This is a genomic window from Alistipes muris, assembly GCF_943193205.1.
Classification (GTDB): domain Bacteria; phylum Bacteroidota; class Bacteroidia; order Bacteroidales; family Rikenellaceae; genus Alistipes; species Alistipes muris.
Window position 1 is genome coordinate 39,168 of the sequence record NZ_CALPDD010000001.1, and the last position, 27,000, is coordinate 66,167.

Genomic DNA, 27,000 nt, shown 5'->3' on the forward strand with positions numbered 1-27,000 from the left:
GTTTTGCGTAAGCGAGAGGACAGCCTATCGGTTGGCGTACATGTCGTTGTAATAGTTTTCGTAGGCACCCGAAGTGATGTTGTCGAGCCACGGCTGGTTGTCGAGGTACCACCGCACGGTCTTCTCGATGCCCTCCTCGAATTGGAGCGAGGGTTCCCAACCCAGTTCGCGCTGGAGCTTGCGGGAGTCGATGGCGTAGCGCATGTCGTGTCCGGCACGGTCGGTGACGTAGGTAATCAAGTCGAGCGACGCCCCCTCGGGATTGCCCAGCAGACGGTCGACGGTGCGGATAAGGACCTTGACGATGTCGATGTTCTTCCACTCGTTGAACCCGCCGATGTTGTAGGTCTCGGCAACCTTGCCGCGGTGGAAAATGGTGTCGATGGCGCGGGCGTGGTCTTCGACGTAGAGCCAGTCGCGGACGTTCTCGCCGCGGCCGTAGACGGGAAGCGGACGGCGGTGGCGGATGTTGTTGATGAACAGGGGTATCAGCTTCTCGGGAAACTGATAGGGTCCGTAATTGTTGGAGCAGTTGGTGACGATGGTCGGCATGCCGTAGGTGTCGTGGAACGCCCGCACGAAGTGGTCGGACGAAGCCTTGGACGCCGAGTAGGGCGAATGGGGATTGTACTTGGTGGTCTCGACGAAGAATTCTTCGCCGTAGGGACCCCGGCCGTCGGCGTCGCCCTCGGGGCGGGTGAGCTCCAGCGCGCCGTAGACCTCGTCGGTCGAAATATGGTAAAACAGCTTGTCCTCGTACTTTGCGGGCGACGATTCCCAATGGACCTTGGCGGCCTGGAGCAGCGAAAGGGTCCCCATGACGTTGGTACGGGCGAACGTGAACGGGTCCTTGATGGAACGGTCCACGTGGCTCTCGGCGGCGAGGTGGATGACCCCGTCGACGGAGTATTCCTGCATGAGGGCGAGCATGCGGTCGAAATCGACGATGTCGGCCTTGACGAAGAGGTAGTTGGGGCACGCCTCGATGTCGGCCAGGTTGGCCAGGTTGCCGGCGTAGGTGAGTTTGTCGACGTTGATGATGCGATAGTCGGGATATTTCCGGACGAAAAGCCGGACGACGTGCGAGCCGATGAACCCGGCACCCCCGGTGACGATGATATTGCGCTTGAAATTCATGGTTATGAATTCTGTTCGGTTAAGTTGCTGATACACACTCGGAGCGAATCGGTCCAATAGGGAATCCGCACGCCGAAAGTCTGCTTGAAAAGGGTTTTGTCGAGAACCGAGTAGGAGGGCCGGACGACCTTGGAGGGAAACTCCGAGGAATGGCACGGCTGGATGTCGCACGCGGTATGCCCGGCGATTTCGGCAATCATGCGGGTGAAGTCGTACCACGAACAGACACCCTCGTTGGAATAGTGGTAGACGCCTGTACGGCCCTCGAACTTGCGGTTTTCCATGATGTCGAAGATGGCCGCCGCGAGGTCGTAGGCGTAGGTGGGGGTTCCGGTCTGGTCGAAGACGACTTTCAGCTCGGGCTTGTCGGCGGTGAGGGCGAGCATGGTTTTGACGAAGTTTTTGCCGAATTCGCTGTAAAGCCAGGCGGTGCGGATGATAAGGTGCCGGCACCCCGATTCGATGACGGCCTGCTCGCCGAGTAACTTGGTGCGGCCATAGACCCCGGTGGGGTTGGTCGGCTGCTGCTCGGTACAGGGGGTGTTGTTGAGGTTGCCGCCGAAAACGTAGTCGGTCGAAATGTGGACGAGGAGCCCGCCGACCTTGTTCATGGCGACAGCAAGATTTCTGACGGCCGAAGCGTTGAGCAGCTCGGCGAGGGCGGCATCGTCTTCGGCCTTGTCGACGTTGGTATAGGCGGCGCAATTGATGATGGCCTCGATATGCTCGTTCTGCACGGTTTGCAGCACGGCGTCGGCGTCGGTGATGTCGAGCTCGGCGACGTCGGTGAAGACGTAACGGTCCTTGGAATGCTGTGCGACGAGACGGAGCTCGCTGCCCAACTGGCCGTTGGCTCCGGTGACCAGGATATTCATAGGTAGAGGTTTTCAGCGTAATCGAACGGCGGCTCGATGTCGGCGAGCCGGGGATGGCAGGCGTCCTTGTCGGAGAGAACCGCATCGGCGGCGGGAATGCGCCAGTCGATGCCCAAGGCGGGGTCGTCCCAGGCGATGGCTCCCTCGGACTGCGGGGCGTAGAAATTGTCGCACTTGTACTGGAACACGGCCCGCGGCGAAAGCACGGAAAAACCGTGGGCGAACCCGCGGGGAATGAAGAACTGACGGTGGTTGTCGGCCGTGAGCTCGACGGCGACGTACTTGCCGAACGTGGGCGACCCCCGGCGGATGTCGACGGCGACGTCGAGCACGGCCCCTTCGATGACGCGGACCAACTTGGACTGGGCGTGGGGCGGTTTCTGGAAATGCAGGCCGCGCAGAACGCCGTAGGACGAACAGCTTTCGTTGTCCTGCACGAAACGGACGGTGCGGACCTTGTCGCAGAACTCGCGCTCCGAATAACTCTCGAAGAAATAACCGCGGGTGTCGCGGAAGATACGGGGTTCGAGGATGACAACGCCCTCGATGTCGGTGCGGATGACTTCCATGGTCAATCAAGATTGGTATATTGGGTCCGGTCGAGCTCGTCGACCACCTTCAACAGATATTTGCCGTATTCGTTCTTGAGCATGGGCTGTGCGAGCTCAATCATCCGCTCGCGCGAAATCCAGCCCTGCCGGTAGGCGATGCCCTCCAGGCAGCCGATTTTCAGCCCCTGCCGCTTTTCGAGCACCTCGACGTAGATCGAAGCCTCGGCGAGTGAATCGTGGGTGCCCGTATCGAGCCAGGCGAAGCCGCGCGGGAGGGTCCGGACCTTGAGCTGCCCGGCTTGGAGGAACTGCTGGTTGACGGTGGTGATTTCGAGCTCGCCGCGCGCGGAGGGCTTGATGCAAGCCGCGACGTCGACGACCTTGTTGGGGTAGAAATAAAGACCTACGACGGCATAATTGGACTTGGGCTGCCGGGGCTTCTCCTCGATGGAAAGGCAGTTGCCGGCCGCGTCGAACTCGGCGACGCCGTAACGCTCGGGGTCGTCGACCCAATAACCGAAGACCGTAGCCTTATTCTCCTTTTCGACGGCGTCGACCGCTTCGCGGAGAATCTGCGAGAACCCGGCGCCGTGGAAGATGTTGTCGCCGAGGACCAGGCAGACCGAATCGCTGCCGATGAACTCCCGGCCGATGATGAATGCCTGGGCCAGGCCGTCGGGCGAGGGCTGTTCGGCATAGGAGAAGCGCACGCCGTAATCGCTCCCGTCGCCCAGGAGCCGCCGGAACGCGGGCAGGTCGTGGGGCGTGGAGATGATGAGGATGTCGCGGATGCCGGCCAGCATCAGCGTCGAAATGGGGTAGTAGACCATCGGCTTGTCGTAGATGGGGAGCATCTGCTTGCTCACGCCCTTGGTGATGGGGTAGAGCCGCGTCCCCGACCCTCCGGCCAGAACGATTCCTTTCATAGAACTTATGCCGTTTTGAATGTGATGTTGTCGGTACGGATAATAATAGAAATGATTCCTATTCGGATTCTTTCAATATATGTTTGACCCAGGATGTGATAGAATACTTATCATAAATATCCTTGTTCACCTCCGTATAGGGCGTATTTAAGAAGCCGTTCGGAACAACCGGATTGTTTCGGTCTACGACCAGGATATTGTTGGGATTGTAAAAATCGTAGTTTCTGATGTCCTGGTTGGTTGTTATTAATTTTCTTTTCGCCCCCAAAGTTTCCAGACACCGCAAGGTCAGCCCTATTTGCTTAGGATGCTGAACGTCCATGACGATCCGGCTTCTTCGATACAAATCGAGCAAGGACTTTTTTGACAAAGGCACGAAATGTACCGCCTTGGATGAAATCCCTCGCATTTCCCGGTTCTGAAATTTGTATTTGTAGAACATGATTTTCCCTTGAAAGAAAAAATAAGTGAAGCATTTTCCTCCGAAGGCTTTTATTTGTTCTGTTATGGAAGTGACGAACCGGAAACGGTCGCTGTGGGTAGTGCCGACGAACAGACAATCGTAGTCGTACGGACCGGGGTATGTTCCGACCTCCTTGTATTCGTCGAAATAAAAGAGCGGCAGAAACGAAAATCCCATTTTTTCGCAATCCGAACGGTCGAACGAAAAAACACGGTCGAACCGCCCCGACAGATTGACGGCATTGGGATTGTTGGCGATGGAATCCCAATAATACATGATGGTTCGGGCTTCCGGATGCAATCGGAACAGAAAGTCGAGATTGTGCCGGGAGAAAGATTCCCCCTTGATGAAAAAGATATAATCGTATTTCTTGTCCTTGGTCGCCTCGATTATTTTTTTGTGGTAACGGTTGATATATCCGGCGATTAGATTGCGGTTAATACGGATGAGCGCCTTGACGATGAAGCTGTTTGCAGGGCGTTCGTCGTAGAAATCGACGGTCGCACCGAGGGCCTCCATAGTCTGGGTGATGTTCTCGGGAATCCCGAAAGTACGGGCGGACAGGAACAGAATTCTTTTGTTCTTCAGCGGCATATTCCGTTATTTATATAACCCTTTGTCCTTCATTTCCCGGATAGAAAGCTCGTAATTGTCCTGCTGGACGGGCTGACGGTCGACCCAGCGGGTAAATTGCTGTATGCCGGCATCGAACGACCACTTGGGCTCGAAGCCGAGCATCTTTCTGGCAAGGGAAATATCCGCATAATTATGGCGTATATCTCCCAGACGGTAATTGCCGCTGACGGTAACGGGGACGTCCACACCGTAACACTTTTTCAAAGTATTGGCGACCGTAAGCACATCCGTAGCGACACCTGTCCCGATGTTGAACGCATGGCCGGATATTCCCGGGACGGTCAACCCGAGAATCGTAGCATCGACGACGTCGTCGATATAGACGAAATCCCGGGATTCTTTTCCGTCCTCGAAAATATTGATTCCGTTTCCGTTCTTGATGCGGGTGGAGAAGATGGAGAGTATGCCTGTGTAGGGGTTGGAAAGCGATTGCCCGGGGCCATAGACATTCTGATAACGGAACGAGACGGATTCGATGCCGAGACTTTTGCAGACCATGTGCACCAACTGCCCCTGCACCTGCTTGGTGATGCCGTAGACGGACCCTGGATGGATTGCAGAATCTTCGGTGGTTCCTACGAGCTTGAGAGGCTGGCTGCATCCCGGATATTTTACCTCGAAATCACCGTTTGCCATGGTTTCTTCCGGCCGCTCTTCCGGATAGACGAACGTACCCAACTCGTCGCTCCAATAACGTCCCTCGCCGTATATGGCCCGCGATTCCGCAACGACGACCCGTTTTACCGAGTGGGGCTCGTTGGCGAGAATGTCCAATAATAGGGCGGTACCTCCGATGTTGACTTCCACATATTTCTGAATTTCATACATGGATTGTCCGGTTCCGGTTTCGGCTGCCAGATGCAGGACGAGGTCTACTCCTTCGAGCGCTGTTTGCCAATCCTGCCGGCTGGTAACAGAACCTTTGATGAACCGGACTTTTTCCCGGATGTTTTGGTACAAAGGAGATGTCGTTTCGGGGGTCTGTCCATGAATCTGCGGCGACAGATTGTCGAGAACCACAACCTCATGTCCTTGCGAAACAAGTTTGAGTGCAGTATTGGAGCCGATGAAGCCGGCTCCGCCGGTGATGAGTATTTTTGACATTCGGATAAATTTTTAGTATTGAAATTTCGATTGTATCCGTCGTTCCTTTGCTCTGCTGCAGAGAAAACAACATGCAGATCAATCGAAAGATAATCAATAGATGAATGTACGGAGTTTTTGATTGATGTGCAACAAAATCGTCATAATTTGTTGGCGTAAGAATCGGAATGCTGCCGGGCCTTATTTTTTAAGATGGCCGACAAGTGCGAAAAAATCTTTCCAACCGGTTGTTTCCGTAGGACGATAAGGCTGGAAACGAATCGGTGCTCGGATGATTTCCAAAATCTTATCGGCCCAAGAATCGGGGTCCCGGTAATTCAGGAAACTGGTACCTTCGTATTTTCCGACCACATCGTGAGCATAGTCGGTATCAGCGGCCAGAATGGGAAGTCCCGCGGCCGCCGCTTCAAAGAGCGGCAGTCCGAAACTTTCGATATAGCTCGGAAACAGCAGGGCGAGAGCGTTCCGATAGAGGAGCTGCAAATTGTCGAACGGAACCGGTCCGTTGGCAGTGATGTTGTTCCGGACACCGAGTTTTTCGGCAAGCCGGATGGCTTCCGGAAACTCTTCTTGGCGGAAAGTGAATACCAGTTCGACTTCGTTTTTGAGTTCCGGATTTTTCCGGAACAGGACTGACAGGGCTTCTATGAGCAACGAGTGGTTTTTATAGGGGATCGGCGTAGCAGGATAGAGGAATATCTTTTTGTCGGAACCCGCTTGCTGTTCGGAATAGTTTTGCAGGGACGGTGTATCCGGCAAATGGGGTGTGATGATATGGATTCTTTGGGCGGAGATTCCGAATTTCTGCTGAATTCCCTTTTTGATGGATGGAATCTGGGCGATGTAATGGATGTTGGGATTGTCAAAGAATCGGATGACCCATGAATAAATGTTCTTATACACAGACATCTTGCGTTCCGAGGCCTTGAACAGGTTCCACCGTTTGGCATGCAGGGGTATCGGCTGATGAAAATATACGATCTGGGGCACCCGTTTGTCGAATCTCAGCCCGTTGTTTTGCAACGATATGATAAGGTCTGGCCGGATGGCTCTGCGCTTGAGTTCCTTGGCGAAGCCGCAGAAGTCGAACTTCAGTCTTGCCCATTGCGAACGTGTCGCGACGGGGATATATTCGATGTTGTCCTGCGGAACGCATGTATGGCCGGGGTCGACGAATATATAATATTTGTCGTCCGAAAGGGGTAGATTGCTGACGAACTGCCTAAGAATGGTAAGCCCTCCGCTGATTCGGAGCGATGTGGCTGTAACGACGATAGTGGCCATTTCAAGGAGATATTAATAGACGCAGATTCTTTGGGAACCGTCGAAGACGCTCATGTATGGAATGAACAGGTCTTCGTAGGTGCCGTATATGACACGGCAATATATGGTATAGGTATAGACCAGTAGCAGCATAGTCAGTACCAAACGTGTCTGCTGTTTGTAGCGGGCGATAATCATGACCAGCATGACTGTGAAACCTCCGGCGAACAAGGCGGTGAGCCGGTTCAACTCGGGGAGCGCCTGAATGAACAATCGGTTGAAACACAATCCCAATACGTAGAGGTTGAACAGCATGTTGAACAAGGCGTCCGAAGCGAAGAACTTTTTGCGGAAATAACCGAAAAAGAAGAGGAAGAGCGTGCTGTTCAATAACGAAAGTGCGATGCGCAGAGGCGTCATCTGATGGGCATCGCTGACTTCCTGCGACATGTAGGCGTTCATTTTTCCCTGGACCGTGGAATTCATGTGTTCGTAGGCCAGGGACGCCATTTGGAGGAGGTTGCCGAATACGAAGTCGATGAAGAATCCCAACGAAACCGCCACGGCGTAGAGCAACAAGAGGCTCTTGAACGAATAATGCCGGGTGGCGACAAAGTATACGGGGACAAAAACGATGGCGGTACGATGAATCGAGAACGCGAGGAAGACCATCAGCAGAAACGGCACCAAGCGCCGTTGCAGGATGTAGATATAACTGCACAGAATGATAGCGGCAGCAAGCGTATAACGAATCGGAAAGACACCTGCGACGAACAGCGAAAGGAGAATGACGCATGGCGACTGCGTGTTCATTTCTCGGGCGAACAAGGACCAGAAAAAGACCGTCAACCCGCATTCGACGAAAAGGAAAACCGTATAGGAATCGGTGACGCTTCTGACGGCCCGGTTCAAGAACGCATAGCCGAACTCGAACTCAAAAGAATCGGGATGGGATATGCACGACCTGAAGAACTCTTCGTAGGGAAGCCAGTCGGTTCCGGTGCGCCATCTCAACGCCTGGAACAGAACGATCAGGCACGCGCTGGCGAAAAGCAGGAAATTCCTCTGCGACGGCCTGGTATAGAGCCCGACGACGCAACAGGCGGCGAGGAGGAAGAAAAGAAGATGGTAAATCATCTCAATCGGTCAATACGCTCCGGAACGATTTCAAGGAAGCCTCGAAGGAGTATTTTTTCTCGAACAAACGCCTTGAGGGCTCATTGTACTTGGTGGGGCGGTCGAAGTTGCTGATGGCGGTAATAAATTCGTCGGCCGTATTGCATTCTCGGGCGACCGAATCGTCGAATTCGTATCCTTGCAGCGCTTCCGTACTGCCGATGATGAATTTGCCGTTCATGAGCGATTCGGCCGTTTTGACCTTCATGCCGCTTCCCGAAAAAATGGGCAGTACGACGAAGTCTGCTTGCGCGAAATACAACGCCAGATCGGGGACGTTGCTGTATATTTTGATGTTATCGTAGTGCCCGAATTCTGCGGCGAGTTTGTCCATGCCCGCACCGACGATGGTCAACTGCATGTCGACATGCGGAAAGACGTGTCTGACGAGCCATCGGATACCTTCGACGTTGGGGTAGAAATAACTGCCTATGAACAGAGCCTCTTTGACGGGACCGGCGGGCGTATCGGATGCCCGGAGCGGCGATGCCTTGAAAGTAATGGGTATGAGGGCATCCGCCTTTCTGCCGTACTGCTTTTCGATGGCCTGGGAATCGCGGCTGTTCAGTGCGATTATCTTGTGGGAATATTTGATGGAGTTCTTTTCATTCTGAAAACTCAGGATCGGCCAATAGATTCTCAGGAAATCGTGCTTTACCCGAACGTAATCTTTCATGAACTTGTATTCGAGATTATGGAAGAACGTGTAAGTCCGAACTTCGGGGAATCTTCTGCGGATTTTTTTTGCCAGCCGCCCCAGCAGAGAACTGTCGAGAAAGACATCGGTAATCTGCTTGTCGGCGATTATCGAAAGGATTTCCTTTTCCTTGTCCGAATTCAGCCCTCCCATATACCCTTTGAGAATATCCCCTGCGCGGGTCAGTATGCTGCGGAGCGAAGAGCGGTTTTTGTAAGGTTCGATGATATATGTCGTTACGTGTTCCGGCCCGAAAATCGTTTCGATACTCTCTTGGTTGCGGTCGCTGCATTGCAGCCCGCCGGAATACCGGCTTTCGCTGGTAAATCTTACGAACAGAAACTTTCTCATGGGTGTATCTATGCTAAAAGCCGCGCAAGTCGCGCGCTCCATTTTCTGTAATCGTGCGCTGCGGCGAAAGCCCTGCAACGGGCTGCCATGGCGGCGTATTGAGCGTTGTCCAGCGCGAGCAGCCGGGCCGCCTTTTCCCGGAAATCGCTTTCGTCCCCGGCCTTGTACAGCAAACCCAAACCTTGGGCTTCGACGTCGATGCCGATCAATGTGTTGTCGGACATCAGAATCGGTTTGCCGAGCGCGATGGCGTCGAGAAACGCGGTGAGTCCGACAAGAATCCGGCCCTCCTGTTGGAATTTCGCGACGGGGAGGCAGATGAACCGGGTGCGCGAACAGACTTTCATCAAATCCGTATAACCGATTTCGTTGCGGACCGAGCTGCCTGCTCCGAAGACCTTGTACCTGGAAGTCAGCCCGGGGATTACGCGGAAGAACAAATCGTAGTCCCGGTAGACTTTGCCCGCCGAAACGAAATCGTATTCGTAACAAGCCGGGGCCGAAGCCGGTAACGCATGCCGGGCGTAAAATTCGAGGTCCGGGCCCCAAAAGAGGTACTCGGAATTCGACGGATTGCCGAACGCCTCGCGCACCGTGGGCGAGAAGAACAGGAGCTTGTCGTATTGCTCGATGAGATGTAATCTTGTTGCCGGGTGGTGGACTACGGTGACTATTTTGTAGTGTCCCAATCCTATTTTATTGGCTAACAGAAACCCTTTTTCATATCCGGGCAGGGCGGAAAAAACCGTTTTGCAGCGGCAATGCCGCAAAAATATCCGGAGGTTTTCATATAGGAGATTCAGACGGCACAGGATTCCCCCCCCCTTGTGGGTTTGATGGATGGCGCAGAATATCAACCGTTTCCCCCCCCCTGCGAGAGCATCGACACCCCACATGTGGTGGAGCGGGGCGTTGCGGTCCAGGTGGAAACGCAATTCCCTTTCGCTGCACGAATAATCGTTGAGGTATAATATGCTTCTTTTCTTCATGAAGCGTTCTGTAACCAGGGAATCAGACATCCCATTTGTCGTTGTCCGTGAGCGGCTTTTGGAGAATGCCGGTTTCGGCGAGAATTTTTTTGATGCCGCCTATGATGCGGGTTTTGCGGGGTATCGGCAGCCGGGGTATTCTGACACCCGCCCATGGAGACATGGACTTGTATTTCAGAAACTCCTGCAACATCGGGTGGCTGCATTCCCGGAACCAAGGCTTGATGCCCAGAAAATGGACGATGGCAGGGTTGTTTCGGTATCGGTCGATCTGCCCGTCGAATTCCCAGGAGATGTTGCGGCAGGCAGGCTTCATGAAAAATTCGGTCATGAAATTATAGGTGAGTTCGAGCCACCGGATGTTGTTGTTGAATGCCACATTCAGAATGTCCTGGTCGTGGAACGCCAGGCCCTCGGGAAACCGGGCCAGTATCCGTCCGAAAGTTTCGTCGACATGGTGCTTTCTCCAATATTTCAGATTGAGCAGGAGCACTCCGGCATTGAAGTAACCGTACTGCGGTTTTATTTTCAGACGGTTATAGGACAAAGTGGAACCCGAGTGGTCTTTCTGGTCGGCGACGGCAGCCAGCGGAAATTCCCCCCCCCTCGGGTTTTTGAGGAGTTCGGTTTCCCATAGTTCTTGTAGGCAGCTACGAACGATTATGTCGCCGTCGAGATACAGAACCTTGTCGATTTCTTCCGGCAGTACCGTATGGGCGGATAACCGGAGGTAGGTAGAGACGGATATTTTTTGCTGATGGAGCCCGTCGAATTTGATGGATGAATCGGGGACCGTATGATAAAAAGCTATTTTATGCCCGTATTGTTCGGCGATTCGGGTCAACAGGCCCTTGTTTTCATCCGACAATGCCGTGTAAATTACGTGGAGGTTGATAGTAGCATGGGGATTGTTCTCGAACAAGGAGATCAGCATGATGCCGGTGGGCATTGCATAGCCGTCGTCCGGACACACAAGAATTTCCATATTTCAGATTTCAATTGTTTTTCAACCGATGGAGGAACTTGACGATTCCGCATCTTGTCAACAACATGGAGGAGGCGAGAACCGTTCCGAAAACCGCGGCATTGCACAGGGCATATCCGATGAATCCGCCCCAGTTTTCGTAGGGGTCGGCCGTTATCCATCTGCGGCACGCATACCATAGCAGGACGGCCCATACACCCAAGACTATGTGCTTGGCATACAAGACTACATAGCTTTTGATGCTTGTTTGCAGTCCGCATCTGAACAGAAATATCGGTTTCCAGATGAAAGCGAACAGGGTCAGACTGATGAGTACACCCGTGAGGATGCCGTTCAGTCCCCAATAATAGCCCAGCAGAACCGACAGCCCGATGTTGAGGACGGCTTCGCAGATGGGTGCCCAGATGTCCTGATACAGCCCGAACGCGTTGAGGTAGGATTCGACGGTCGTGCGGCTCATTCCTATGTACATGATTCCGACCATGAGCATCAATGTCGACGGGGGGAGCAGGTATTGGGTCCCGATCCAGAGGGTGACGAACGGCCGGGTGAGTATGACGGTGCAGAAACAGATGATGGCGATAAGCAGGAATTTGAGGCTGAAAAGCTCGTCGAAAACGGAAAGTATCGTTTTTTTGTTGCCCTCGGCCACCAGGTTTCCAATGCCGGCAGTCATGCTGTTGAATGCAGCCTCGAACAAGAGCGTCACGCCCGAAACTATCATGAGATAATTGCCGTAAAGGGCGACGGCGGACAAGGACAGATAGGCATAAATGATGATGGGGCTTGTCTGTGCGAGAATGTACCCGCTCATCTTGTGGAAGAATATCTGCTTGACCTTTACGATGACGCACGCATATTTCTGCTTCAGTTCGCTGAATGTCGCCGCGTCGGTTTTGAGTTCGGGAAAAGTCCGGCGGGTGACCCGTTCGAGCGAAACGGTTGCCAGGATGGCGAAAACGGCTTCGAGCACGAGCCACCACACATAAGGGTCGGGAAGACGGGCGATGGCGACCGTTTGGCATACGATTTTCAGAATCATCCAGGAACGATACCCGAACTGAACCTTGTAGTCCAGCTGCGACGCCGTGAGAATGACCTGTTTGTAGGTGATGAAGTAACTCAGCAGGGCACTGAACAGCATCACCGAAAACGATCCGTAGGCATACCATAGCGGCAGGTCGGTCTTGGCGAAAATCCACGGGAAGAATACCATGAGCGCGAGCGCACCGAGCATGACGGCGAACGCGATCCGGCGGTACAGATGTCCTTGGAGAGAGATGATTTCGTTGATGCACTCCTTGTCCTTGTCGCAAATCGGCTTGTAGAGCGTGAACCCGACGGCTGCACCGATGCCCAGTTCGGCGAGGTTGAGGAATTGCAGCAGGTTGGTGGCGGTGGTGTTGAGACCCAGAATTTCCGTTCCGAGGTAGTCGAGAAAGATTTTCCGGGAATAGAATTTCAGCAAGAATTCTATTCCGAAAAATGACAGAGCCACGACCGAATTTCTCAGACTGCGGGTTGTTCTCGAGTTACATTCCATGGAAACCGACGTTGCACTCGGGGGCTGACTTATGCAGCCAGGACCGGCGGTGCAAAGTTTTGTGTTTTCAGTATGTTGGAGGAAGTTTGAATTTCGGGCAAGCCGCTACCGGACCCCGATGGCCGAATAGACGAGCCCGGCATCGGTCAGGTCGGCGGGGTCGTAGAGATTGCGGCCGTCGAGCACCAATTTGCCGCGCATGGCCCGCGCTACGACGCGCCACGAGGGGATGCGGAACTGCTTCCATTCGGTCACGACCATCAGCGCGTCGGCGTCGACCGTGGCTTCGTACATCTCTTTGGCGTAGCGGACCCGGTCGCCGATGCGGCGGCGGCATTCGTCCATCGCCACCGGGTCGAAAACGACGACTTCGGCCCCTGCCTGGGTCAGCCGGTCGATCAGCACGAGCGACGTGGCTTCGCGCATGTCGTCCGTTTCCGGCTTGAATGCCAGCCCCCACAGCGCGATGCGCTTCCCCCGCAGGTCGGGCCCGATTCGGGCCACGAGCTTCTCGAAAAGCAGCGATTTCTGCGCTTCGTTGACTTCCTCGACGGCGCTGATTACCCGCATTTCGTAACCGTGTTCGCGCCCGGTGCGAATCAGAGCCTTGACGTCCTTGGGGAAACACGAGCCGCCGTATCCGCAGCCCGGATAGAGGAACTTGGTTCCGATACGCGCATCGGAACCGATTCCGCGGCGGACCATGTTGACGTCGGCACCCACCAGCTCGCAGAGGTTGGCGATGTCGTTCATGAACGAAATGCGGGTCGCAAGCATGGCGTTCGCCGCGTATTTGGTCATTTCGGCCGACGGAATGTCCATGAAGATGATTCGGTAGTTGTTGAGTACGAACGGCCGGTAGAGCTTTTCCATGAGTTCCCGGGCCCGTTCGCTCTCGACGCCGATGACGACCCGGTCGGGGCTCAGAAAATCCTTGACGGCGGCCCCCTCTTTCAAGAATTCGGGGTTGGACGCCACGTCGAATTCGATGTCGGCGCCCCGTTTGCCGAGCTCTTCGCGGATGGCCGCCTTGACCTTGGCGGCGGTGCCTACGGGCACGGTCGACTTGGTGACCAGGAGCGTGTATTTGTTGATTGCGCGGCCGAACGTGCGGGCAACTTCGAGGACATATTGCAGGTCGGCCGAACCGTCTTCGTCGGGCGGGGTGCCCACGGCCGAGAAGACGATGTCGACCTGGTCGATACATTGGGTCAGGTCGGTGGCGAAACGGAGCCGCCCGGCCTCGACGTTGCTGCGGACCATCCGGTCCAGCCCGGGCTCGTAAATGGGGACCTCTCCGGCGAGCAGGGCGGCGATTTTGTGCTTGTCCTTGTCGATGCAGGTGACGTTCGCGCCCATTTCGGCGAAGCATGTTCCCGACACCAAGCCGACGTATCCGGTACCTACGATTGCGATATTCATGTGAGCAAATATTCTCGGTTTAACTTTGCGGAAGCAATTTTTTCCAGCATCCGCTGTTTTCCAGCTTGTTCCAGCAGTATATTCTGAACTGGTCGATCAGAACGGCCACGAAGAACAAGGCCGCCAATATGCAAAAAATCAGGAACAGACAGGCGATTCCGCTGTAACTTGCATAGATGCCGGCAATCAACTTGCGGAATGTGAAGTTGAAAACCGTCAGATTGGCATGGAACAGAAACACGGCGAAACTTGATTTGCCTATGCGGTTTATTACAGGACTGTATGGTATCCGAAGTTTGGCGAATTTCAGTATCAACATAACTGACAAAACGATGACCAGCGGGTTGGCGTAGGAATAAAGCAAGGCAACGAAGCGTTCGCCGTTGTTGCAGACCAATCCGACGGTCAGCGCCGAATTGAGAATGACAGCTACTGCAAAGAACCCCATTCCCCCCCCCTCAATGGGTTGCCGTGCAATTTCAGATACCGGGCGAGCAGGTACAGTCCGATAAAGGAAAATGTGGAATATCCCTGTTCTACGAAAACGGCGGAATTGGTCCAGCCGTAGAGTGTCTGGAACGAATAAAAAGCAAGGAGCGTCAAAGCCAGCTGCCGTTTGGTTGCCTTTTCAGCGAACAAATTCAGCATCGGGGCAAGAATGTACAGCCCGATGTACGCCTTGATGAACCAGTTGGCTTTCGTAAAACATAGGTAGGGTGCAAGCTGTCGCAGACCCGGCTGCTCCTGTCCGGCGATTATCATCAAAAGGTAGAATCCCAGCAGAAAAAAGGCGCATTGAAACAGAAAACTGCAAAAACCCCTGACCGAAACCCGAATCGAAAACCATCCGGAAATAAGGATGAAAATATTCACGCAGCCGATGGACGCCGATTCGATGAGGATTCGTGTCCACGTTCCGGCGGGTGCCGCATGGAACTCGGCCAGCGTCGGAAGTCCCAGCAGCCAGAAATCGGCATGAACCACAAGAATCATGAACATGGCGATGATTCTCAGCAGTTCAAAATTGGACTGCCGTGGCGGCTGCACTGCGGAAGATGCGGAACTGCTCATTTTAATGTTCGGTTTCCGAAAAGGTGATATTCGGGGATTTGAACAATAGCTTTTTTGCCGTCAGCAGAATATTGTATTGCCTCAACAAAGCGGCCATGATGAAAGTCAGCAGGGAGACGGTGCCGACGATCCACGCCAACGACCCGAAGATGTTCTGAAACGAGACGTAGCGATACAATATTATTGTGGCAGTGGCGACGAACGCCGTATTGATTGTTTGCGGCAGGATGGCCCGGTAGACCTCGGTCCAACGGCTGTGGAAAGTACGGCGATACATGACGGCATAGGAATTCACGAAGTTGATGAACAGCGTGATGTCCCATGCCCATGCCATGGCCGTGAGGGTGCCGAATCCGAGCGCGGCGACCAGGAACCCCGTGACCGTGACCGCGGTGTTCATGACGCCGACATAAAACATGTGGTCGGTTTTCCCTGCGGCCTGGAAAAGAGCTCCCGACGTGGACAGAATCATTTGGAGCGGCAACGACAGCGCCAGAATCCGGAAGACAGGAACTGCCGGCTCCCACGCGGCGCCGAAGAGAATGTTGACGATGTCGTGCGCCCCGAAAAAGAGACTTAGGCCGATAGGGAAACTCAGAGAGGCGATGTATCTGACGAGCGTGGTATTTTTCCGGGCCAGCTCCTGCTTGTCGGACTGCAAGGTGGAGAGGATAGGGTGCAGAACCGGAGAGATGACGAACGTAATGTTCTGCAGCGGCAGCTGCATCAGCCGATAGGATTTGTCGTAGTAGCCCAGGTCGGCCATGGTGAAGTATTTCCCGATTACGAGCTTGTCTGCGTTGCGGGAGAAATAGTTGCAGACGCAGAACAGAAACTGGAACGCGGAGTAGGACCAGACCGTGCGGATGGCGCTGAGGTCGGGCCGGAACACGACGGACTGCGGATAATTGCAGTAGTTGACGGCGAAAACGCCTACCGAGGAAAGGACCGGGGTGACCAACAGCGCATAGATGCCCCATCCGTGCAAGGCTCCGGCCACGGCGATGGACCCGCAGACAATCTGGACGGACAAGGTCCGCAGGGCAATGGTCCGGAAACGCTTCTCGCGGAGCATCAGCCCGTTCGGAACGATGTTAAGCGCATTGAAGAAAAGACAGATGCACAGATAGCGGCAGACGTCGGAAAGGGTGGGGTCGCCGTAGTAACGGGCGATGGTATCGGCCGAAAGGAACAGCACGAGGCTCAGTACCCCTCCGGCGCACAGCCCGGCCGTGAACAGCGTATTGATTTGTTTCTTGGAGAGGGTTTTGAACTGGACGATGGCCGCACCGATTCCCATGTCGGTGAAGATGTCGAGAAAGACCATGAGCACCGTGGCGATGGCCATGGTGCCGAATGCTTCGGGCGAAACGTTGCGCGCGAGGATGGCCGTTATGCCGAGCGAAATGACGATGCCGGAATATTTGGCCAGCGCAATCCAGAAGATGCCCTGTGCGATTTCTTTCTTGACGGAGGTCATTTACTTGATCAGCCGGTAGATGCCGTATTTGGTGAAGACGGCTTCGATTTGCGGATTGTTCTGGCACTGCCGGCCCGTGTTGATGTTGCAGAGGGCCATGTCCTGCACTTCGTCGTTCGACAGATAATCATTGCCCGCGGTATTACGGGTGACGACTTTGCGGATGGGGGTGCCTTTTTTGATGGCCATGGCATTGAACCAGACGTCGTCCGCCGTGGGACAGATGGAGGTGAAGACCTCGCGGTTCAGCACTTCGGCGTCCAGCGAGCGGGGCGGATAGAGCACTCCTCCGACACCCGTGAAGAAATTCCGCGAGGGGGTGTTCGGGTCGCAGAAACACAGTTTCCAGCGGTTGTAGGATTTCAACTTGCCTTTGCCGTCCGGCAGCATCGTATGAATGCGGCAGGCGTGGATGGCCTGCGGTTCGGCCAGATAGGCGTTGACGAGCCGTTCGACGATGTCGAAGTCGTACAGCGCGTCGTCGTCGACCGTGATGATGACGTCGTCGGGGCAGGCTTCGAGCGCCGGGATGAGTTTCTTGTAGCTTCGGATGTACTCCTCGGTTATCTTTACTTCCAGCCCCCGGGCCTGTAGCCGGACCAGGGTGTCGGGGAGCGGCTGCGCGGAGCATGGCGGGTCGAGCCACAGAATGATCCGGTTGGCTTTCTTAGTCTGCTGCATCAGGCTTTCGATGGTGAAGCAGACGTCTTCCAGACGACGGCCGTAGGTGGTCAGCGAAAGGACGATGTCGTGGTCGCAATATCTTTCGGAGCTGACGCCGGGCTCGGTGCTGTGCAGGATTTTGTCCTCCAGCTGGAGCCGCCGCATGAAGAACTTGATGTTCTGTACGTTGGCATGTATTTCGTTTAGCTGGCGGCGTTTTCTTTTGAGAGAAGAGAGTATTTTCATGATAGGCGTGTGTTTTCAGCGTTGTGCAGCGATTGCTTTTTCGTATAAGGCCAAATCTTCGAGGATGGCCCGGCGGGCGGCGTTCGGCTGCTCCTCGGAGCCGAGCCATTGGTCGGCGAGGGCGCGCGCCTCGTGCAGCCACCGGGGCTCGGCCGTGCAGGCGTAGAGCATGCCCAAAGTCATCGCCCGGGTTTCGGGGTTGGTGATCTGCGGCAGAAATTCCAGATATTCCTGCTTGCAGCGTTCGTATTCGTTCGTGTGGCCCAGGATGCGGTGGCTGAGCATCAGCAGGGCTGTGTATTTTCCGCGGATTTTGGACGCCGGGGGCAGCGACACCTGGCCGTAGCGCGTCAGAAAATAGTTCACGGCCGCCAGGTCGCTGGCATCGGGACCTTTCCGCAGCAGGCTGTTGGCCAGCGCCCGGCGGGCCTTGGGCAGGTAGCTTTCGATTTTGTCGTAAATGTGTTTGCCGCCTTTGGCGAATTCCACGATTTGGAGGTATTGCGGCGCGATGTCGAGCGTTTCGACCGCCAGCATGTCGGTGATTCGGACGATTACCCTGCCGCCGTCGCGGCCCTGCTGGCTGAGCAGCACCCCCTCCACTCCCGAGAACTGGCCGCCGACGATTCGGACCCGGTCGCCCTGCTCAAGGTCGATTTCCGACGGCGAGAAGCAGGGAACCGCATGTTCGTAGGCTTGGGCGATGCGCATGAACTGCGTCATTTCGTCGTCCGGGACATAGCGGTAGTCGGTCGGTTCCTCCCGTTTTTCGCCCGTCGGAATCAGGTTGTAGGCGGGGTAGGCGTTGTGGAACCTGCGAAGTTGCGGCAGGGTTCCTCTGATGAATATGTAGTTGTACAGCAGGGGTTTGCGGATGCGTCCCCGGCCGTTGTCGCGTGCGGTCACATCGACGAACGTCGGTGCGAAGCATTCCAGCCGGGCGGCGGAGCGGGCGTTGAACTCGTCCGCATGGGCCGCTAGTTGTTCGCAGGCTTGCAGGCTCGACCGGAGCACGGTCAGTACGTACCAATGCGGCGTTTCCTCGGTTCGGTTGCAGGGCTTCGGTTCGGTTGCGGACATACCTTCTCCTCTTCGGAGTTTGTATAAACGGCTTGTCCTTAACAGGTTATGTCGGTTAAGCCGGAAACTTCCGAAAACTTCGTTCCTTTCCGTGGAAAATTCCGTCGCTTGAAAAAGCGCGTTTCCTGCATCCGGAAAGGGGGTTCTTAGTGGGACAAAGTTAGTATTTTTTGCTGAATTAGCAACATCGCCCCCGTCGATTTTTTGCGGTGGGCAGGTTGGCGGATTCGCAGAGCAGGACAATGGAGGCCCCGGTTTATGCTGTGGGTTGGTAATCAGTTCGTTGTATTGCTGTGCGAAAATTTGTCGCCGCATATCCTCCCGGAATTTCCGAAAACTTCGTATACTCCCGCTCGGCAAAATGCAAGTAAACTTGCTTTTGCGCTCGCTTATTCGTATTTTTGTCCGAATCAATAATTGTTACGTCATGTCTGAAATTGCAGGATTGGAGCCCCGCTTGGTGTGGGAGCAGTTCGACGCCATCACGCAGGTGCCGCGACCCTCGAAAAAGGAGGGCCGGATCATCGACTTTCTGGTAGCTTTCGCCAAGCAACACCAGCTCGAATATAAAAAGGACGGTGTGGGCAACGTCGTCATCCGCAAACCCGCCACGCCCGGTTTCGAGGAGCGTCCGGCTGTCATCCTACAGTCGCATATGGATATGGTCTGCGAGAAGAATTCCGACGTGGAGTTCGATTTCGACAACGACCCCATCCGCGCCTACATCGCCGACGGGTGGGTGCGGGCCGAGGGGACCACGCTCGGGGCCGACTGCGGCATCGGCATGGCCGCCGCGCTGGCCGTGCTGATCGACCCGCAGGCCCAGCACGGGCCGCTGGAAGCGCTCTTTACGGTCGACGAGGAGACCGGCCTTACCGGGGCTTTCGAGCTGGGCGAGGGGATGTTGCAGGGCAAATACCTGCTCAACCTCGATTCGGAGGACGAGGGCGAGTTGTTCATCGGCTGTGCCGGGGGCATCGACACCATCGCCACCTTTACCTGTTCGATGGAGGAGGCGCCCAAGAATTATTCGTTTTTCCGGGTCGACGTCTCCGACCTGCTGGGCGGCCATTCGGGCGACGACATCGACAAAGGGCGCGTCAATTCCAACAAGACCGTGGCGCGGCTTCTGTGGGGCGGGATGCAGTCGTGCGAGCTGCGTCTGAGCTATTTCTCGGGCGGCAATCTGCGCAATGCCATTCCGCGCGAGGCGTACGCCATTTTCGGCGTTCCGACCCGGCTCAAGAAGGATTTCGAGAAACGTTACGAGCTCTTCGCCGCCGACCTCGAAGCCGAGTTCCGCCTGCGCGAACCCAATTTCCGCATTACGCTCAACGAGATGCCGCAGGTGGCCGAGGTGCTCGATGCCCGGTCGCAGTTCGCGCTGATTTACTCGCTCGTGGGGGTGCCCAACGGCGTCGTGGCCATGTCGGCCGCCGTGCCGGGGCTCGTGGAGACCTCTACCAACCTCGCGTCGGTGAAGTTCGCCGGAGAAAACAAAATCGTCGTCACCTCGTCGCAGCGCTCGTCGGTCGAAAGCGCCAAGACCTACGTGATGCAGATGGTCGAGTCGGTCTTCGCGCTGGCGGGCGCCGACGTGGTCTATTCCGACGGTTACCCGGGCTGGACGCCCGACCCGCAGTCGCGCCTGCTGGCCGTGACGGCCGACGCCTACCGTCGGCTGTTCGGTACCGAACCCAAGGTGCGGGCCATCCATGCCGGATTGGAGTGCGGGCTGTTCCTCGAAAAGTATCCCGACCTGGAAATGGTGTCGTTCGGGCCTACGCTGCGGGGCGTCCATTCGCCCGACGAGCGCCTCGAAATCGCCACCGTTCCCAAGTTCTGGGAGCTGCTCAACGAAGTGCTGCGGACGTTGTAGCCGCCGGCGCTTGGAATTCCGGGAGTTGCAGGGTGCAGCTCCCGGATTTTTTCGTATCTTCGCATATTCCGTTAAGTCTTTTTCGTATGCTGAAAAGCCGCCTTTGTCTTCTCTTTGCCCTTTGCGCATGCCCGGCGGCGGCCCAGACTTTCGACGACGAATATTACCCTTTTGCCGAGTACGAGGAGCCCCGGCCCATGCTGGTGCCCGATTCGGCGCTGTTCTATCGCGCCGTGCAGGCGGCTCCCGACCTGTACGGTTCCGTCTCGGCGTTCATCCTGCCGCAGGTGGCTTTGCAGCGGCGCGGACAGCCGTTCGGTGCGGAGGTCGCCACGGCCGACGGGGCGCAGGTGCCGTACCGCTGTTTTCAGGCGCTGCGCGGACTGGGAGCCGAGGAACGCGCGGAGCCGGGCCTGGCCATGACGGCGGAGCACCTCGGGGGTGCAGGCGGTGTGCGGACGTTCGGATTCGCGGACGGGATGCCGCTGCTGCCTTACCGGGCTTCGGTATCGTTTTCGGGGCGGAATCACTTGGTCGGGGCCAAGGTCTCGGCCGTCGGCGAGCTGCCGCACGACTGGCGTTTCGCGGCGGCGCTCGATTTTCGGACCGGGCGCGACCTCTATGCCGACGGGGTTTTCACCAATGCCCTGACAGCGGTGTTCCGGCTGGAGAAGCATTTCGGGCCGAATCATCGGGTGGCGTTGCTGGCCGTAGTCCCGCCGTCGGTGCGGGGCACGCGCCTTTCGTCGGTCGGGGAGGCGTTCTCGCTCACGGGCGACGCGCTCTACAATCCGGCGTGGGGTTTTCAGAACGGCAAGGTGCGCAATTCGCGGGTGCGGCGCGAGACGGTGCCGTGGACAGCGGTTTCGTATCGCGGCTGGCTGTCGGCGAACACATCGCTTTCGGCTGTGCTGAGCGCCGAGACCGGAAGCCGGAGTTATAGTGCGTTAGGGTGGTACGACGCCCGCACGCCCATGCCCGACAATTATCGTTACCTGCCCTCTTTCGCCCTCGACCCCGATACCGGGCAGGCGTGGCGGGCAGCCGACCCTCGCTATACGCAAATCGACTGGGACGGCATGATGGCCGTCAACCGGCTGGCCGGCGGGCATGCGGTCTATGCGTTGGAAGACCGTGTCGAAAGGCTCTGCAACCTGCGTCTCGATGCGGCGGTTTCGGCGCAGGTAAGTCCGCGGCTGACGCTCGACGGCGGGATTTCGCTCGGCCGCGAAGCGACCCGCAGCTTCAAGCGGATGCGCGACCTGCTGGGGGCCGGGTATGTGGTCGACAGGGACCAGTACCTGGTGGACGACGACACCTACGGCCGTCTGTCCGAAAACGACCTGCGCCATCCGGGGCGGGTCATCGGGCAGGGCAACCGTTTCGGCTACGACTATCGGCTGGTGCGGTTCCGGGCGGCGGCGTATCTGCGGGCGGTTTACCGCGCCGACAGGTTTCGGGCCGATGCGGCGGCCGAGTTGGGCGCGGCATCGACTTATCGGCGGGGACTGATGGAAAAGGAGCTTTTTCCCGGCAGCCGCTCTTTCGGCCGTTCGCGCCGGATGCGTATGGCGACCTATGCGTTCAAGGCGTCGGCCGGGTGGGCATTTTCGCCGCGCAGTTACCTCGGTTTTTCGGCCGCGGCCAGTGCTTCGCCGCCCGATGCCGACGCGATGTTCTTTCAGCCGCTTTACAACAATCTGAGCGTGGAGCGGATCGTTCCCGAACAGCTGTTCGCCGCCGAGCTGAACTACCGTTCGACAGGACGGACGCTCGAATGGCAGGCCTCGGCGTTTCTTACCGCTTCTTTCGACGGGATGGATACGCGGCGTTATTTCGACGACTTGGCGGGCCTCTACTGCGACCTTTCGGTGATGGGTATCGGGCGGCTGGCCTGCGGGTTGGAAGCGGCCGCTTCGCTGCGGCTCTCCTATCGGTGGCGGCTGTCGCTCGCCGCGTCGGCAGGGTCGTACCGCTATCTCCGCAATCCGCGCGTGACGGTCGTTTCGGACACCGCCAACAGCGCGGTCGACACGCGGGCCGAGAGCTACATGGGCGACTGCGTCGTGGGCGGTGCGCCCGCTCTGACGGCCTGCGCCGAAGTCTGCTACTTCGGGCCGAAAGGGTGGGGCGCCCGGCTGTCGGCCGGATATGCGGGAATCCGCCATGTCGAACCCATGCCCGTGCGGCGGACCCTCCGCATGGCCCGGCAGGGCGGCAGTGTTCCCGAGGCTTTCGATGCTTTCACGCGGCAGGAGCGGCTGCCGGACGCTTTCACGGCCGATGCGTCGGTTTACAAGTCGTTCATGATAGGCCGTTCCCGGCTGGTCGCTTCGCTCGTCGTGCGCAACCTGCCCGGAAGCCGCAATACGGTTTACAACGGCTATGAATCCATGCGCGTGCGGCGCGTCACGGCGGGCGATGCCGTCAGCTGGTGGCCCCATGCCACGCGCTACACCCACTCCTATCCGCGCACGTTTTATCTGTCGGTCAGTTATAGTTTTTAGGCGTCGCGGGCAGGGGCTCCCGGCGCATATACATAAGGTAAATGCAATTTATTTATTACCTTTGCCACGAAAACACCCCAAAGTTATGGCAGGTTCCAATTTCGTAGACTACGTCAAGATATTCGCCCGCTCGGGCCACGGAGGTGCCGGCTCGGCCCATTTTCGCCGCGAGAAGTTCGTGGCGTTCGGCGGTCCCGACGGCGGCGATGGCGGCAAAGGCGGCAGCATCGTTTTGCAGGGCGACAGGCAGTACTGGACGCTCATCCACCTCAAGTACCAGCGCCACCAGTTCGCCGAGGACGGCCAGTGCGGTTCGGGGGCCCGGTCGTCGGGCAAGGATGCGCCCAACATCGTCATTCCTGTGCCGCTGGGTACGGTGGCTAAACGGCTTGTGGAGCAGGAGGACGGCACGACTTCGGTCGAAACCGTGGGCGAGGTGACCGAGCACGGCGAGCAGCTGGTTCTGCTCAAAGGCGGCCGCGGCGGGTTGGGCAACTGGCATTTCAAGAGTGCTACCAACCAGACCCCGCGCTATGCCCAACCCGGCGAGGAGGGCGACGAGGGGGCTTTCATCCTCGAACTGAAAGTGCTGGCCGACGTGGGGCTGGTAGGCTTTCCCAATGCCGGGAAGTCGACTTTGCTGTCGGTCGTTTCGGCGGCCAAGCCCAAAATCGCCAACTACGCGTTCACCACGCTCGAACCCAATCTCGGAATCGTGGAGGTGCGCGACCACAAGTCGTTCGTCATGGCCGACATTCCGGGTATCATCGAGGGGGCGCACGAGGGGCGCGGGCTCGGCACGCGGTTCCTGCGGCATATCGAGCGCAATTCGGTGCTGCTGTTCATGATTCCGGCCGACAGCGACGACGTGCGGCGCGATTACGAAATTCTGCTGGGCGAGCTGACGCAGTACAATCCCGAGCTGCTCGACAAGCGGCGGCTGCTGGCCGTGACCAAGTGCGACATGCTCGACGACGAGCTGATCGGCCAGATGCGGCCCCACCTGCCCGAGGGCATTCCGGCGGTCTTCATTTCGTCGGTTTCGGGGCTCAATATCCAGCAGCTCAAGGATATGCTGTGGCAGGCGTTGCAGGAGGAGTGACGAACGACGTTTCGATTCCGGTGATGCGGAGCGAAAAGCTGCCGTTGAAATAGCCGATGATTCCGCATAGCGAACCGTTGCCTTCGGGCAGCGGTTCGCCTGCATAGAGACAGCCGCCCAGGGTCCGGACTGCCAGCGTGTTGCCGTCGGCATCCGCGAGGGTCCGTTCGGTGGTGACGTAGCGTCCCGTTTCGGGGTCGAAGTCGCACCACGCGGCGCGTTGGGCGAAGCGTACACCGTCGATGCGCACGTAGGTGTCGGCATCCGCCGGGGTCAGTTCGCCGATTCGGACGGGCCGGGCTGTTATCCGCGCCGCCGGTAGCCCGCTGAGCCTCAGGTGTTTGTCCGCTTCGTCGCGCGGGATGCAAAGATTCCCGTCCGCTGCCTTTCCCAATTCGATTTTGCCGCCGTAGTCGTAGAGTGTCAGTCCGTTGCAGTAGACGACCAGCTCTTCGCCCAGTGGGTAGGCGTTCTCCGACGCGTCGTATTCGGCCGCAATCGCAAGGCCGCCGCTCGCATCTTCGATGACGAGTTGGTTGTAGAATTCGCCGTAGCGGTTGTTTCCCGTGACGATGCCGCGGATGACGGTCTGGTCGGTGACAGGGTAGGAGGCTCCCTCGCAGCGCGATTTCAGCCGGGCGATGGTGCAGGTCGGGCGGGGCTGTTCGGCCTCCCCGAATTCGAGGGTCGTGGCCCGGTCGCAGCCTGCGAGCAGCAGGGCCGTCAGCAGCCATGCCTTACAGCGGCGAGCAGTCGGTTTCATCGCGCAGTTTGAGCAGATAGCGGCCGCCGTCGTGTTGGAGAATCCCCGTCAGCGAGCAGGGCCCTGCCGGAACTTCGTTTCCGGCGAAATCGGCGTAGGGGCGGACATAGGTGTAGACGGCGGCGCCCTCCTGGTCTGTGAAGCGTTTGTTTCCGGCCCAGGTACCTTCCGCCAGCCCGTCGGGGGCATATCGCACGCGTTCGATGCGCACCAGCGTGCCGCATAGGGCAGGCGTCAGTTCGCCGATGGTCCGAACGGTCGGTGCAGGGGGCTGCGGCGGGATGTCGTGGCGGATAATCGTGCGGGCGAGGGCCGGGCGCGAAGCGATGTAGTCGGTCGGGTAGCCGTCCGATGCCGAGGGCAGGCGGCCTGCCTGCAACACTCCGCGGCTTTCGCCCAGCGCCCAGCCTTGCAGCCGGACCGTGAGCAGGCAGCCCTCCGGATAGTCGTTGTGCAGGTGGTCGAGCCCCGCCATGATTTCGAGCCCCGCGCCGTCGGATTCGATGCAGAGCGTGCGGTAGAAATTGGCGCTGCGGTCGCAGGTCGTCACCCGGCCGCAGACCGTCGTTTCGCTTTCGACGGCAACGGTGGTTCCCTCGAATCGTGTGCGCAGTTCGCCTATCGTTGTCGTGGCCGGCGGGGGCGTCGTCTCTCCGTGCCGTTCGCCGAACGACGAATCGTAACAGCCGCTCAGCAGCAGAGCCCCGATAGCCGCCCATGGTCGCATAGCCTATCCCTCGATGCGGGAATCTTTCAGTCCGAGGAAGTAGAGAATGCCGTCGAGCCCGATGGTCGAAATCGACTGCCGGGCCGTGGCCTTGACCTTGGGTTTGGCGTGGAACGCAATGCCCAGGCCCGCGAGGTTGAGCATCGGCAGGTCGTTGGCGCCGTCGCCCACGGCCACCGACTGGGCGATGTTGATCTCCTCGAACTGGCACAGCAGCCGCAGCAGCTCGGCCTTGCGGCGTCCGTCGACCACCTCGCCCGCATAGCGGCCCGTCAGTTTGCCGTCCTCGATTTCCAGCTCGTTGGCATAGACGTAGTCGAAGCCGTATTTCTGGCGCAGGTAGTTGCCGAAGTAGGTGAAGCCGCCCGAGAGGATGGCCGTCTTGTAGCCCACGCGCTTGAGGATGGTCATCATGCGTTCCAGCCCCTCGGTAATGGGGAGATTGCGGGCTATTTCGTCCATGACCGAGACGTCCAGCCCTTTCAGCAGGGCTACGCGCCGCGTGAAGCTCTCGCGGAAGTCGATTTCGCCGCGCATGGCGCTCGCCGTAATGGCCCGCACCTCGTCGCCCACGCCCGCCCGTTCGGCCAGTTCGTCGATCACCTCGGTTTCGATGAGCGTCGAATCCATGTCGAAACATATCAGACGGCGGCTGCGGCGGTAGATGTCGTCTTTCTGGAACGAGACGTCGAGCCCCAGTTCCGACAGGTTCATGAAGCGTTCCTGCATGGCGCTGCGACTCTCGTCCGTCAGCGAGCCGCGCACCGAAAGTTCGATGCAGGCCTTGGCCGCGCGGTCGTCCTCGTGCAGCGGCATGCGGCCCGTCAGACGCTTGATGGCGTCGATGTTGAGCCCGTGTTCGGCCACCACGGCCGTCACTTCGGCTATGTGGCGCGCCGAGACCGTACGGCCCAGCAGCGTGATGATGTAGCGGTTCTTGCCCTGGCGGCCCACCCAGGCTTCGTAGTCCTCCTCCGAAATCGGGGTGAAGCGTATCATCACGCCCAGTTCCGACGCCTTGAACAGCAGTTCTTTCATGATGCCGCCCGACTTGTCGGGGGTGGTCATGATCAGGATGCCCAGGGTCAGCGACTGGTGGATGTTGGCCTGACCGATGTCGAGGATGCAGGCGTCGTAGCGCGCCAGGATGGCCGTCAGCGACGAAGTCATGCCCGGCTTGTCGGCGCCCGAAATGTTTATCTGTATGATTTCGATGTCGTTCTGCATGGTGTGTTGCGTCCGTACAATTTTATACAAAGTTAGAAAAGTTCTTTTCTTCCCTGCAAATTATCCGCTGTTTTTTGCGGCGGGTCGGCCGATTATTTCCGTATTCGGCGGAATTTGTCTATTTTTGCATGCAAACC

The 27,000-nt window shown here is 57.4% G+C and carries 24 protein-coding genes; 3 read left to right on the forward strand and 21 right to left on the reverse strand.

Annotated elements, in window-relative coordinates; all coding sequences use genetic code 11:
• Positions 1–24: 24 nt before the first annotated feature.
• From rfbB to NFR47_RS00305, 18 genes are all read right to left on the reverse strand, one after another.
• Entirely contained in the window at positions 25–1,137 is a 1,113-nt protein-coding gene (gene rfbB / locus NFR47_RS00220) for a dTDP-glucose 4,6-dehydratase (RefSeq protein ID WP_251213569.1), read from the reverse strand.
• Positions 1,138–1,139: 2 nt separating this feature from the next.
• Positions 1,140–2,012 carry a dTDP-4-dehydrorhamnose reductase gene (rfbD, locus tag NFR47_RS00225; protein ID WP_251213570.1) on the reverse strand — a complete coding sequence of 291 codons (873 nt, stop codon included), beginning with the start codon at positions 2,010–2,012 and terminating at the stop codon, positions 1,140–1,142.
• The gene (rfbC, locus tag NFR47_RS00230; RefSeq protein WP_251213571.1) at positions 2,009–2,581 is read right to left on the reverse strand and encodes a dTDP-4-dehydrorhamnose 3,5-epimerase; all 573 of its coding nucleotides are present in this window, start codon (positions 2,579–2,581) and stop codon (positions 2,009–2,011) included. The genes rfbD and rfbC overlap by 4 nt, the downstream gene beginning before the upstream one ends.
• 2 nt (positions 2,582–2,583) lie before the next feature.
• Positions 2,584–3,489 (reverse strand): glucose-1-phosphate thymidylyltransferase RfbA, encoded by a 906-nt coding sequence (gene rfbA, locus NFR47_RS00235; RefSeq protein WP_251213572.1) that lies wholly within the window; start codon positions 3,487–3,489, stop codon positions 2,584–2,586.
• 58 nt (positions 3,490–3,547) lie between these two features.
• Positions 3,548–4,546 (reverse strand): WaaS/CpsH family glycosyltransferase, encoded by a 999-nt coding sequence (locus NFR47_RS00240; protein WP_251213573.1) that lies wholly within the window; start codon positions 4,544–4,546, stop codon positions 3,548–3,550.
• A 6-nt stretch (positions 4,547–4,552) separates the two neighbouring features.
• Positions 4,553–5,692 (reverse strand): NAD-dependent epimerase/dehydratase family protein, encoded by a 1,140-nt coding sequence (locus NFR47_RS00245; RefSeq protein ID WP_251213574.1) that lies wholly within the window; start codon positions 5,690–5,692, stop codon positions 4,553–4,555.
• A gap of 180 nt (positions 5,693–5,872) precedes the next feature.
• The gene (locus NFR47_RS00250) at positions 5,873–6,976 is read right to left on the reverse strand and encodes a glycosyltransferase (protein WP_251213575.1); all 1,104 of its coding nucleotides are present in this window, start codon (positions 6,974–6,976) and stop codon (positions 5,873–5,875) included.
• Between the two features lie 12 nt (positions 6,977–6,988).
• Positions 6,989–8,092, reverse strand: a complete 1,104-nt coding sequence (locus tag NFR47_RS00255; RefSeq protein ID WP_251213576.1) for an EpsG family protein — start codon at positions 8,090–8,092, stop codon at positions 6,989–6,991.
• Position 8,093: 1 nt separating this feature from the next.
• Positions 8,094–9,179, reverse strand: coding sequence for a glycosyltransferase (locus NFR47_RS00260; RefSeq protein WP_251213577.1), 1,086 nt, complete (start codon positions 9,177–9,179; stop codon positions 8,094–8,096).
• An 8-nt stretch (positions 9,180–9,187) separates the two neighbouring features.
• The gene (locus NFR47_RS00265; protein ID WP_251213578.1) at positions 9,188–9,868 is read right to left on the reverse strand and encodes a glycosyltransferase; all 681 of its coding nucleotides are present in this window, start codon (positions 9,866–9,868) and stop codon (positions 9,188–9,190) included.
• 322 nt (positions 9,869–10,190) lie between these two features.
• Complete coding sequence (locus tag NFR47_RS00270; RefSeq protein ID WP_251213579.1) at positions 10,191–11,153, reverse strand: glycosyltransferase family 8 protein; 963 nt, start codon at positions 11,151–11,153, stop codon at positions 10,191–10,193.
• Between the two features lie 10 nt (positions 11,154–11,163).
• On the reverse strand, positions 11,164–12,696 hold the full coding sequence (locus NFR47_RS00275) for a lipopolysaccharide biosynthesis protein (protein ID WP_420838541.1): 1,533 nt from the start codon (positions 12,694–12,696) through the stop codon (positions 11,164–11,166).
• A gap of 105 nt (positions 12,697–12,801) precedes the next feature.
• The gene (locus NFR47_RS00280) at positions 12,802–14,118 is read right to left on the reverse strand and encodes a UDP-glucose dehydrogenase family protein (RefSeq protein WP_251213581.1); all 1,317 of its coding nucleotides are present in this window, start codon (positions 14,116–14,118) and stop codon (positions 12,802–12,804) included.
• Positions 14,119–14,137: 19 nt separating this feature from the next.
• Complete coding sequence (locus NFR47_RS00285) at positions 14,138–14,566, reverse strand: hypothetical protein (protein ID WP_251213582.1); 429 nt, start codon at positions 14,564–14,566, stop codon at positions 14,138–14,140.
• Positions 14,548–15,189 carry an acyltransferase family protein gene (locus NFR47_RS00290; protein WP_251213583.1) on the reverse strand — a complete coding sequence of 214 codons (642 nt, stop codon included), beginning with the start codon at positions 15,187–15,189 and terminating at the stop codon, positions 14,548–14,550. The genes NFR47_RS00285 and NFR47_RS00290 overlap by 19 nt, the downstream gene beginning before the upstream one ends.
• 1 nt (position 15,190) lies before the next feature.
• Positions 15,191–16,669, reverse strand: coding sequence for a lipopolysaccharide biosynthesis protein (locus NFR47_RS00295; RefSeq protein WP_251213584.1), 1,479 nt, complete (start codon positions 16,667–16,669; stop codon positions 15,191–15,193).
• On the reverse strand, positions 16,670–17,578 hold the full coding sequence (locus NFR47_RS00300; protein ID WP_251213585.1) for a hypothetical protein: 909 nt from the start codon (positions 17,576–17,578) through the stop codon (positions 16,670–16,672). It abuts the gene before it with no gap.
• A 15-nt stretch (positions 17,579–17,593) separates the two neighbouring features.
• Positions 17,594–18,658: a hypothetical protein gene (locus NFR47_RS00305; protein WP_251213586.1), complete on the reverse strand. Its 1,065-nt coding sequence runs from the start codon at positions 18,656–18,658 to the stop codon at positions 17,594–17,596.
• 427 nt (positions 18,659–19,085) lie between these two features.
• On the opposite strand from NFR47_RS00305, the gene NFR47_RS00310 reads away from it, so the two are divergent.
• From NFR47_RS00310 to obgE, 3 genes are all read left to right on the forward strand, one after another.
• Positions 19,086–20,537: an aminoacyl-histidine dipeptidase gene (locus NFR47_RS00310; protein WP_251213587.1), complete on the forward strand. Its 1,452-nt coding sequence runs from the start codon at positions 19,086–19,088 to the stop codon at positions 20,535–20,537.
• An 86-nt stretch (positions 20,538–20,623) separates the two neighbouring features.
• Positions 20,624–23,044 carry a TonB-dependent receptor gene (locus NFR47_RS00315; protein WP_251213588.1) on the forward strand — a complete coding sequence of 807 codons (2,421 nt, stop codon included), beginning with the start codon at positions 20,624–20,626 and terminating at the stop codon, positions 23,042–23,044.
• Positions 23,045–23,129: 85 nt separating this feature from the next.
• Positions 23,130–24,146 (forward strand): GTPase ObgE, encoded by a 1,017-nt coding sequence (gene obgE / locus NFR47_RS00320; protein WP_251213589.1) that lies wholly within the window; start codon positions 23,130–23,132, stop codon positions 24,144–24,146.
• On the opposite strand, the gene NFR47_RS00325 is transcribed toward obgE, so the two are convergent.
• The 3 genes from NFR47_RS00325 to serB are packed head-to-tail and all read right to left on the reverse strand — an operon-like array spanning position 24,109 to position 26,863.
• Positions 24,109–24,909 (reverse strand): DUF5689 domain-containing protein, encoded by an 801-nt coding sequence (locus tag NFR47_RS00325; protein WP_251213590.1) that lies wholly within the window; start codon positions 24,907–24,909, stop codon positions 24,109–24,111. The two genes, obgE and NFR47_RS00325, sit on opposite strands and share 38 nt — an antisense overlap.
• A complete protein-coding gene (locus NFR47_RS00330) occupies positions 24,884–25,636 on the reverse strand; it encodes a DUF5689 domain-containing protein (RefSeq protein ID WP_251213591.1) in 753 nt (250 codons plus the stop codon). The genes NFR47_RS00325 and NFR47_RS00330 overlap by 26 nt, the downstream gene beginning before the upstream one ends.
• A 3-nt stretch (positions 25,637–25,639) precedes the next feature.
• Positions 25,640–26,863, reverse strand: coding sequence for a phosphoserine phosphatase SerB (gene serB, locus NFR47_RS00335; protein ID WP_251213794.1), 1,224 nt, complete (start codon positions 26,861–26,863; stop codon positions 25,640–25,642).
• Positions 26,864–27,000: the final 137 nt, after the last annotated feature.

What these genes read in the sequence shown, in the direction of transcription:
- rfbB (WP_251213569.1), bottom strand. Translation starts at nt 1,137, where the DNA reads ATGAATTTCAAGCGCAATATCATCGTCACCGGGGGTGCCGGGTTCATC.
- rfbD (WP_251213570.1), bottom strand. Translation starts at nt 2,012, where the DNA reads ATGAATATCCTGGTCACCGGAGCCAACGGCCAGTTGGGCAGCGAGCTC.
- rfbC (WP_251213571.1), bottom strand. Translation starts at nt 2,581, where the DNA reads ATGGAAGTCATCCGCACCGACATCGAGGGCGTTGTCATCCTCGAACCC.
- rfbA (WP_251213572.1), bottom strand. Translation starts at nt 3,489, where the DNA reads ATGAAAGGAATCGTTCTGGCCGGAGGGTCGGGGACGCGGCTCTACCCC.
- NFR47_RS00240 (WP_251213573.1), bottom strand. Translation starts at nt 4,546, where the DNA reads ATGCCGCTGAAGAACAAAAGAATTCTGTTCCTGTCCGCCCGTACTTTC.
- NFR47_RS00245 (WP_251213574.1), bottom strand. Translation starts at nt 5,692, where the DNA reads ATGTCAAAAATACTCATCACCGGCGGAGCCGGCTTCATCGGCTCCAAT.
- NFR47_RS00250 (WP_251213575.1), bottom strand. Translation starts at nt 6,976, where the DNA reads ATGGCCACTATCGTCGTTACAGCCACATCGCTCCGAATCAGCGGAGGG.
- NFR47_RS00255 (WP_251213576.1), bottom strand. Translation starts at nt 8,092, where the DNA reads ATGATTTACCATCTTCTTTTCTTCCTCCTCGCCGCCTGTTGCGTCGTC.
- NFR47_RS00260 (WP_251213577.1), bottom strand. Translation starts at nt 9,179, where the DNA reads ATGAGAAAGTTTCTGTTCGTAAGATTTACCAGCGAAAGCCGGTATTCC.
- NFR47_RS00270 (WP_251213579.1), bottom strand. Translation starts at nt 11,153, where the DNA reads ATGGAAATTCTTGTGTGTCCGGACGACGGCTATGCAATGCCCACCGGC.
- NFR47_RS00275 (WP_420838541.1), bottom strand. Translation starts at nt 12,696, where the DNA reads ATGGAATGTAACTCGAGAACAACCCGCAGTCTGAGAAATTCGGTCGTG.
- NFR47_RS00280 (WP_251213581.1), bottom strand. Translation starts at nt 14,118, where the DNA reads ATGAATATCGCAATCGTAGGTACCGGATACGTCGGCTTGGTGTCGGGA.
- NFR47_RS00285 (WP_251213582.1), bottom strand. Translation starts at nt 14,566, where the DNA reads ATGGGGTTCTTTGCAGTAGCTGTCATTCTCAATTCGGCGCTGACCGTC.
- NFR47_RS00290 (WP_251213583.1), bottom strand. Translation starts at nt 15,189, where the DNA reads ATGAGCAGTTCCGCATCTTCCGCAGTGCAGCCGCCACGGCAGTCCAAT.
- NFR47_RS00295 (WP_251213584.1), bottom strand. Translation starts at nt 16,669, where the DNA reads ATGACCTCCGTCAAGAAAGAAATCGCACAGGGCATCTTCTGGATTGCG.
- NFR47_RS00300 (WP_251213585.1), bottom strand. Translation starts at nt 17,578, where the DNA reads ATGAAAATACTCTCTTCTCTCAAAAGAAAACGCCGCCAGCTAAACGAA.
- NFR47_RS00305 (WP_251213586.1), bottom strand. Translation starts at nt 18,658, where the DNA reads ATGTCCGCAACCGAACCGAAGCCCTGCAACCGAACCGAGGAAACGCCG.
- NFR47_RS00310 (WP_251213587.1), top strand. Translation starts at nt 19,086, where the DNA reads ATGTCTGAAATTGCAGGATTGGAGCCCCGCTTGGTGTGGGAGCAGTTC.
- NFR47_RS00315 (WP_251213588.1), top strand. Translation starts at nt 20,624, where the DNA reads ATGCTGAAAAGCCGCCTTTGTCTTCTCTTTGCCCTTTGCGCATGCCCG.
- obgE (WP_251213589.1), top strand. Translation starts at nt 23,130, where the DNA reads ATGGCAGGTTCCAATTTCGTAGACTACGTCAAGATATTCGCCCGCTCG.
- NFR47_RS00325 (WP_251213590.1), bottom strand. Translation starts at nt 24,909, where the DNA reads ATGAAACCGACTGCTCGCCGCTGTAAGGCATGGCTGCTGACGGCCCTG.
- NFR47_RS00330 (WP_251213591.1), bottom strand. Translation starts at nt 25,636, where the DNA reads ATGCGACCATGGGCGGCTATCGGGGCTCTGCTGCTGAGCGGCTGTTAC.
- serB (WP_251213794.1), bottom strand. Translation starts at nt 26,863, where the DNA reads ATGCAGAACGACATCGAAATCATACAGATAAACATTTCGGGCGCCGAC.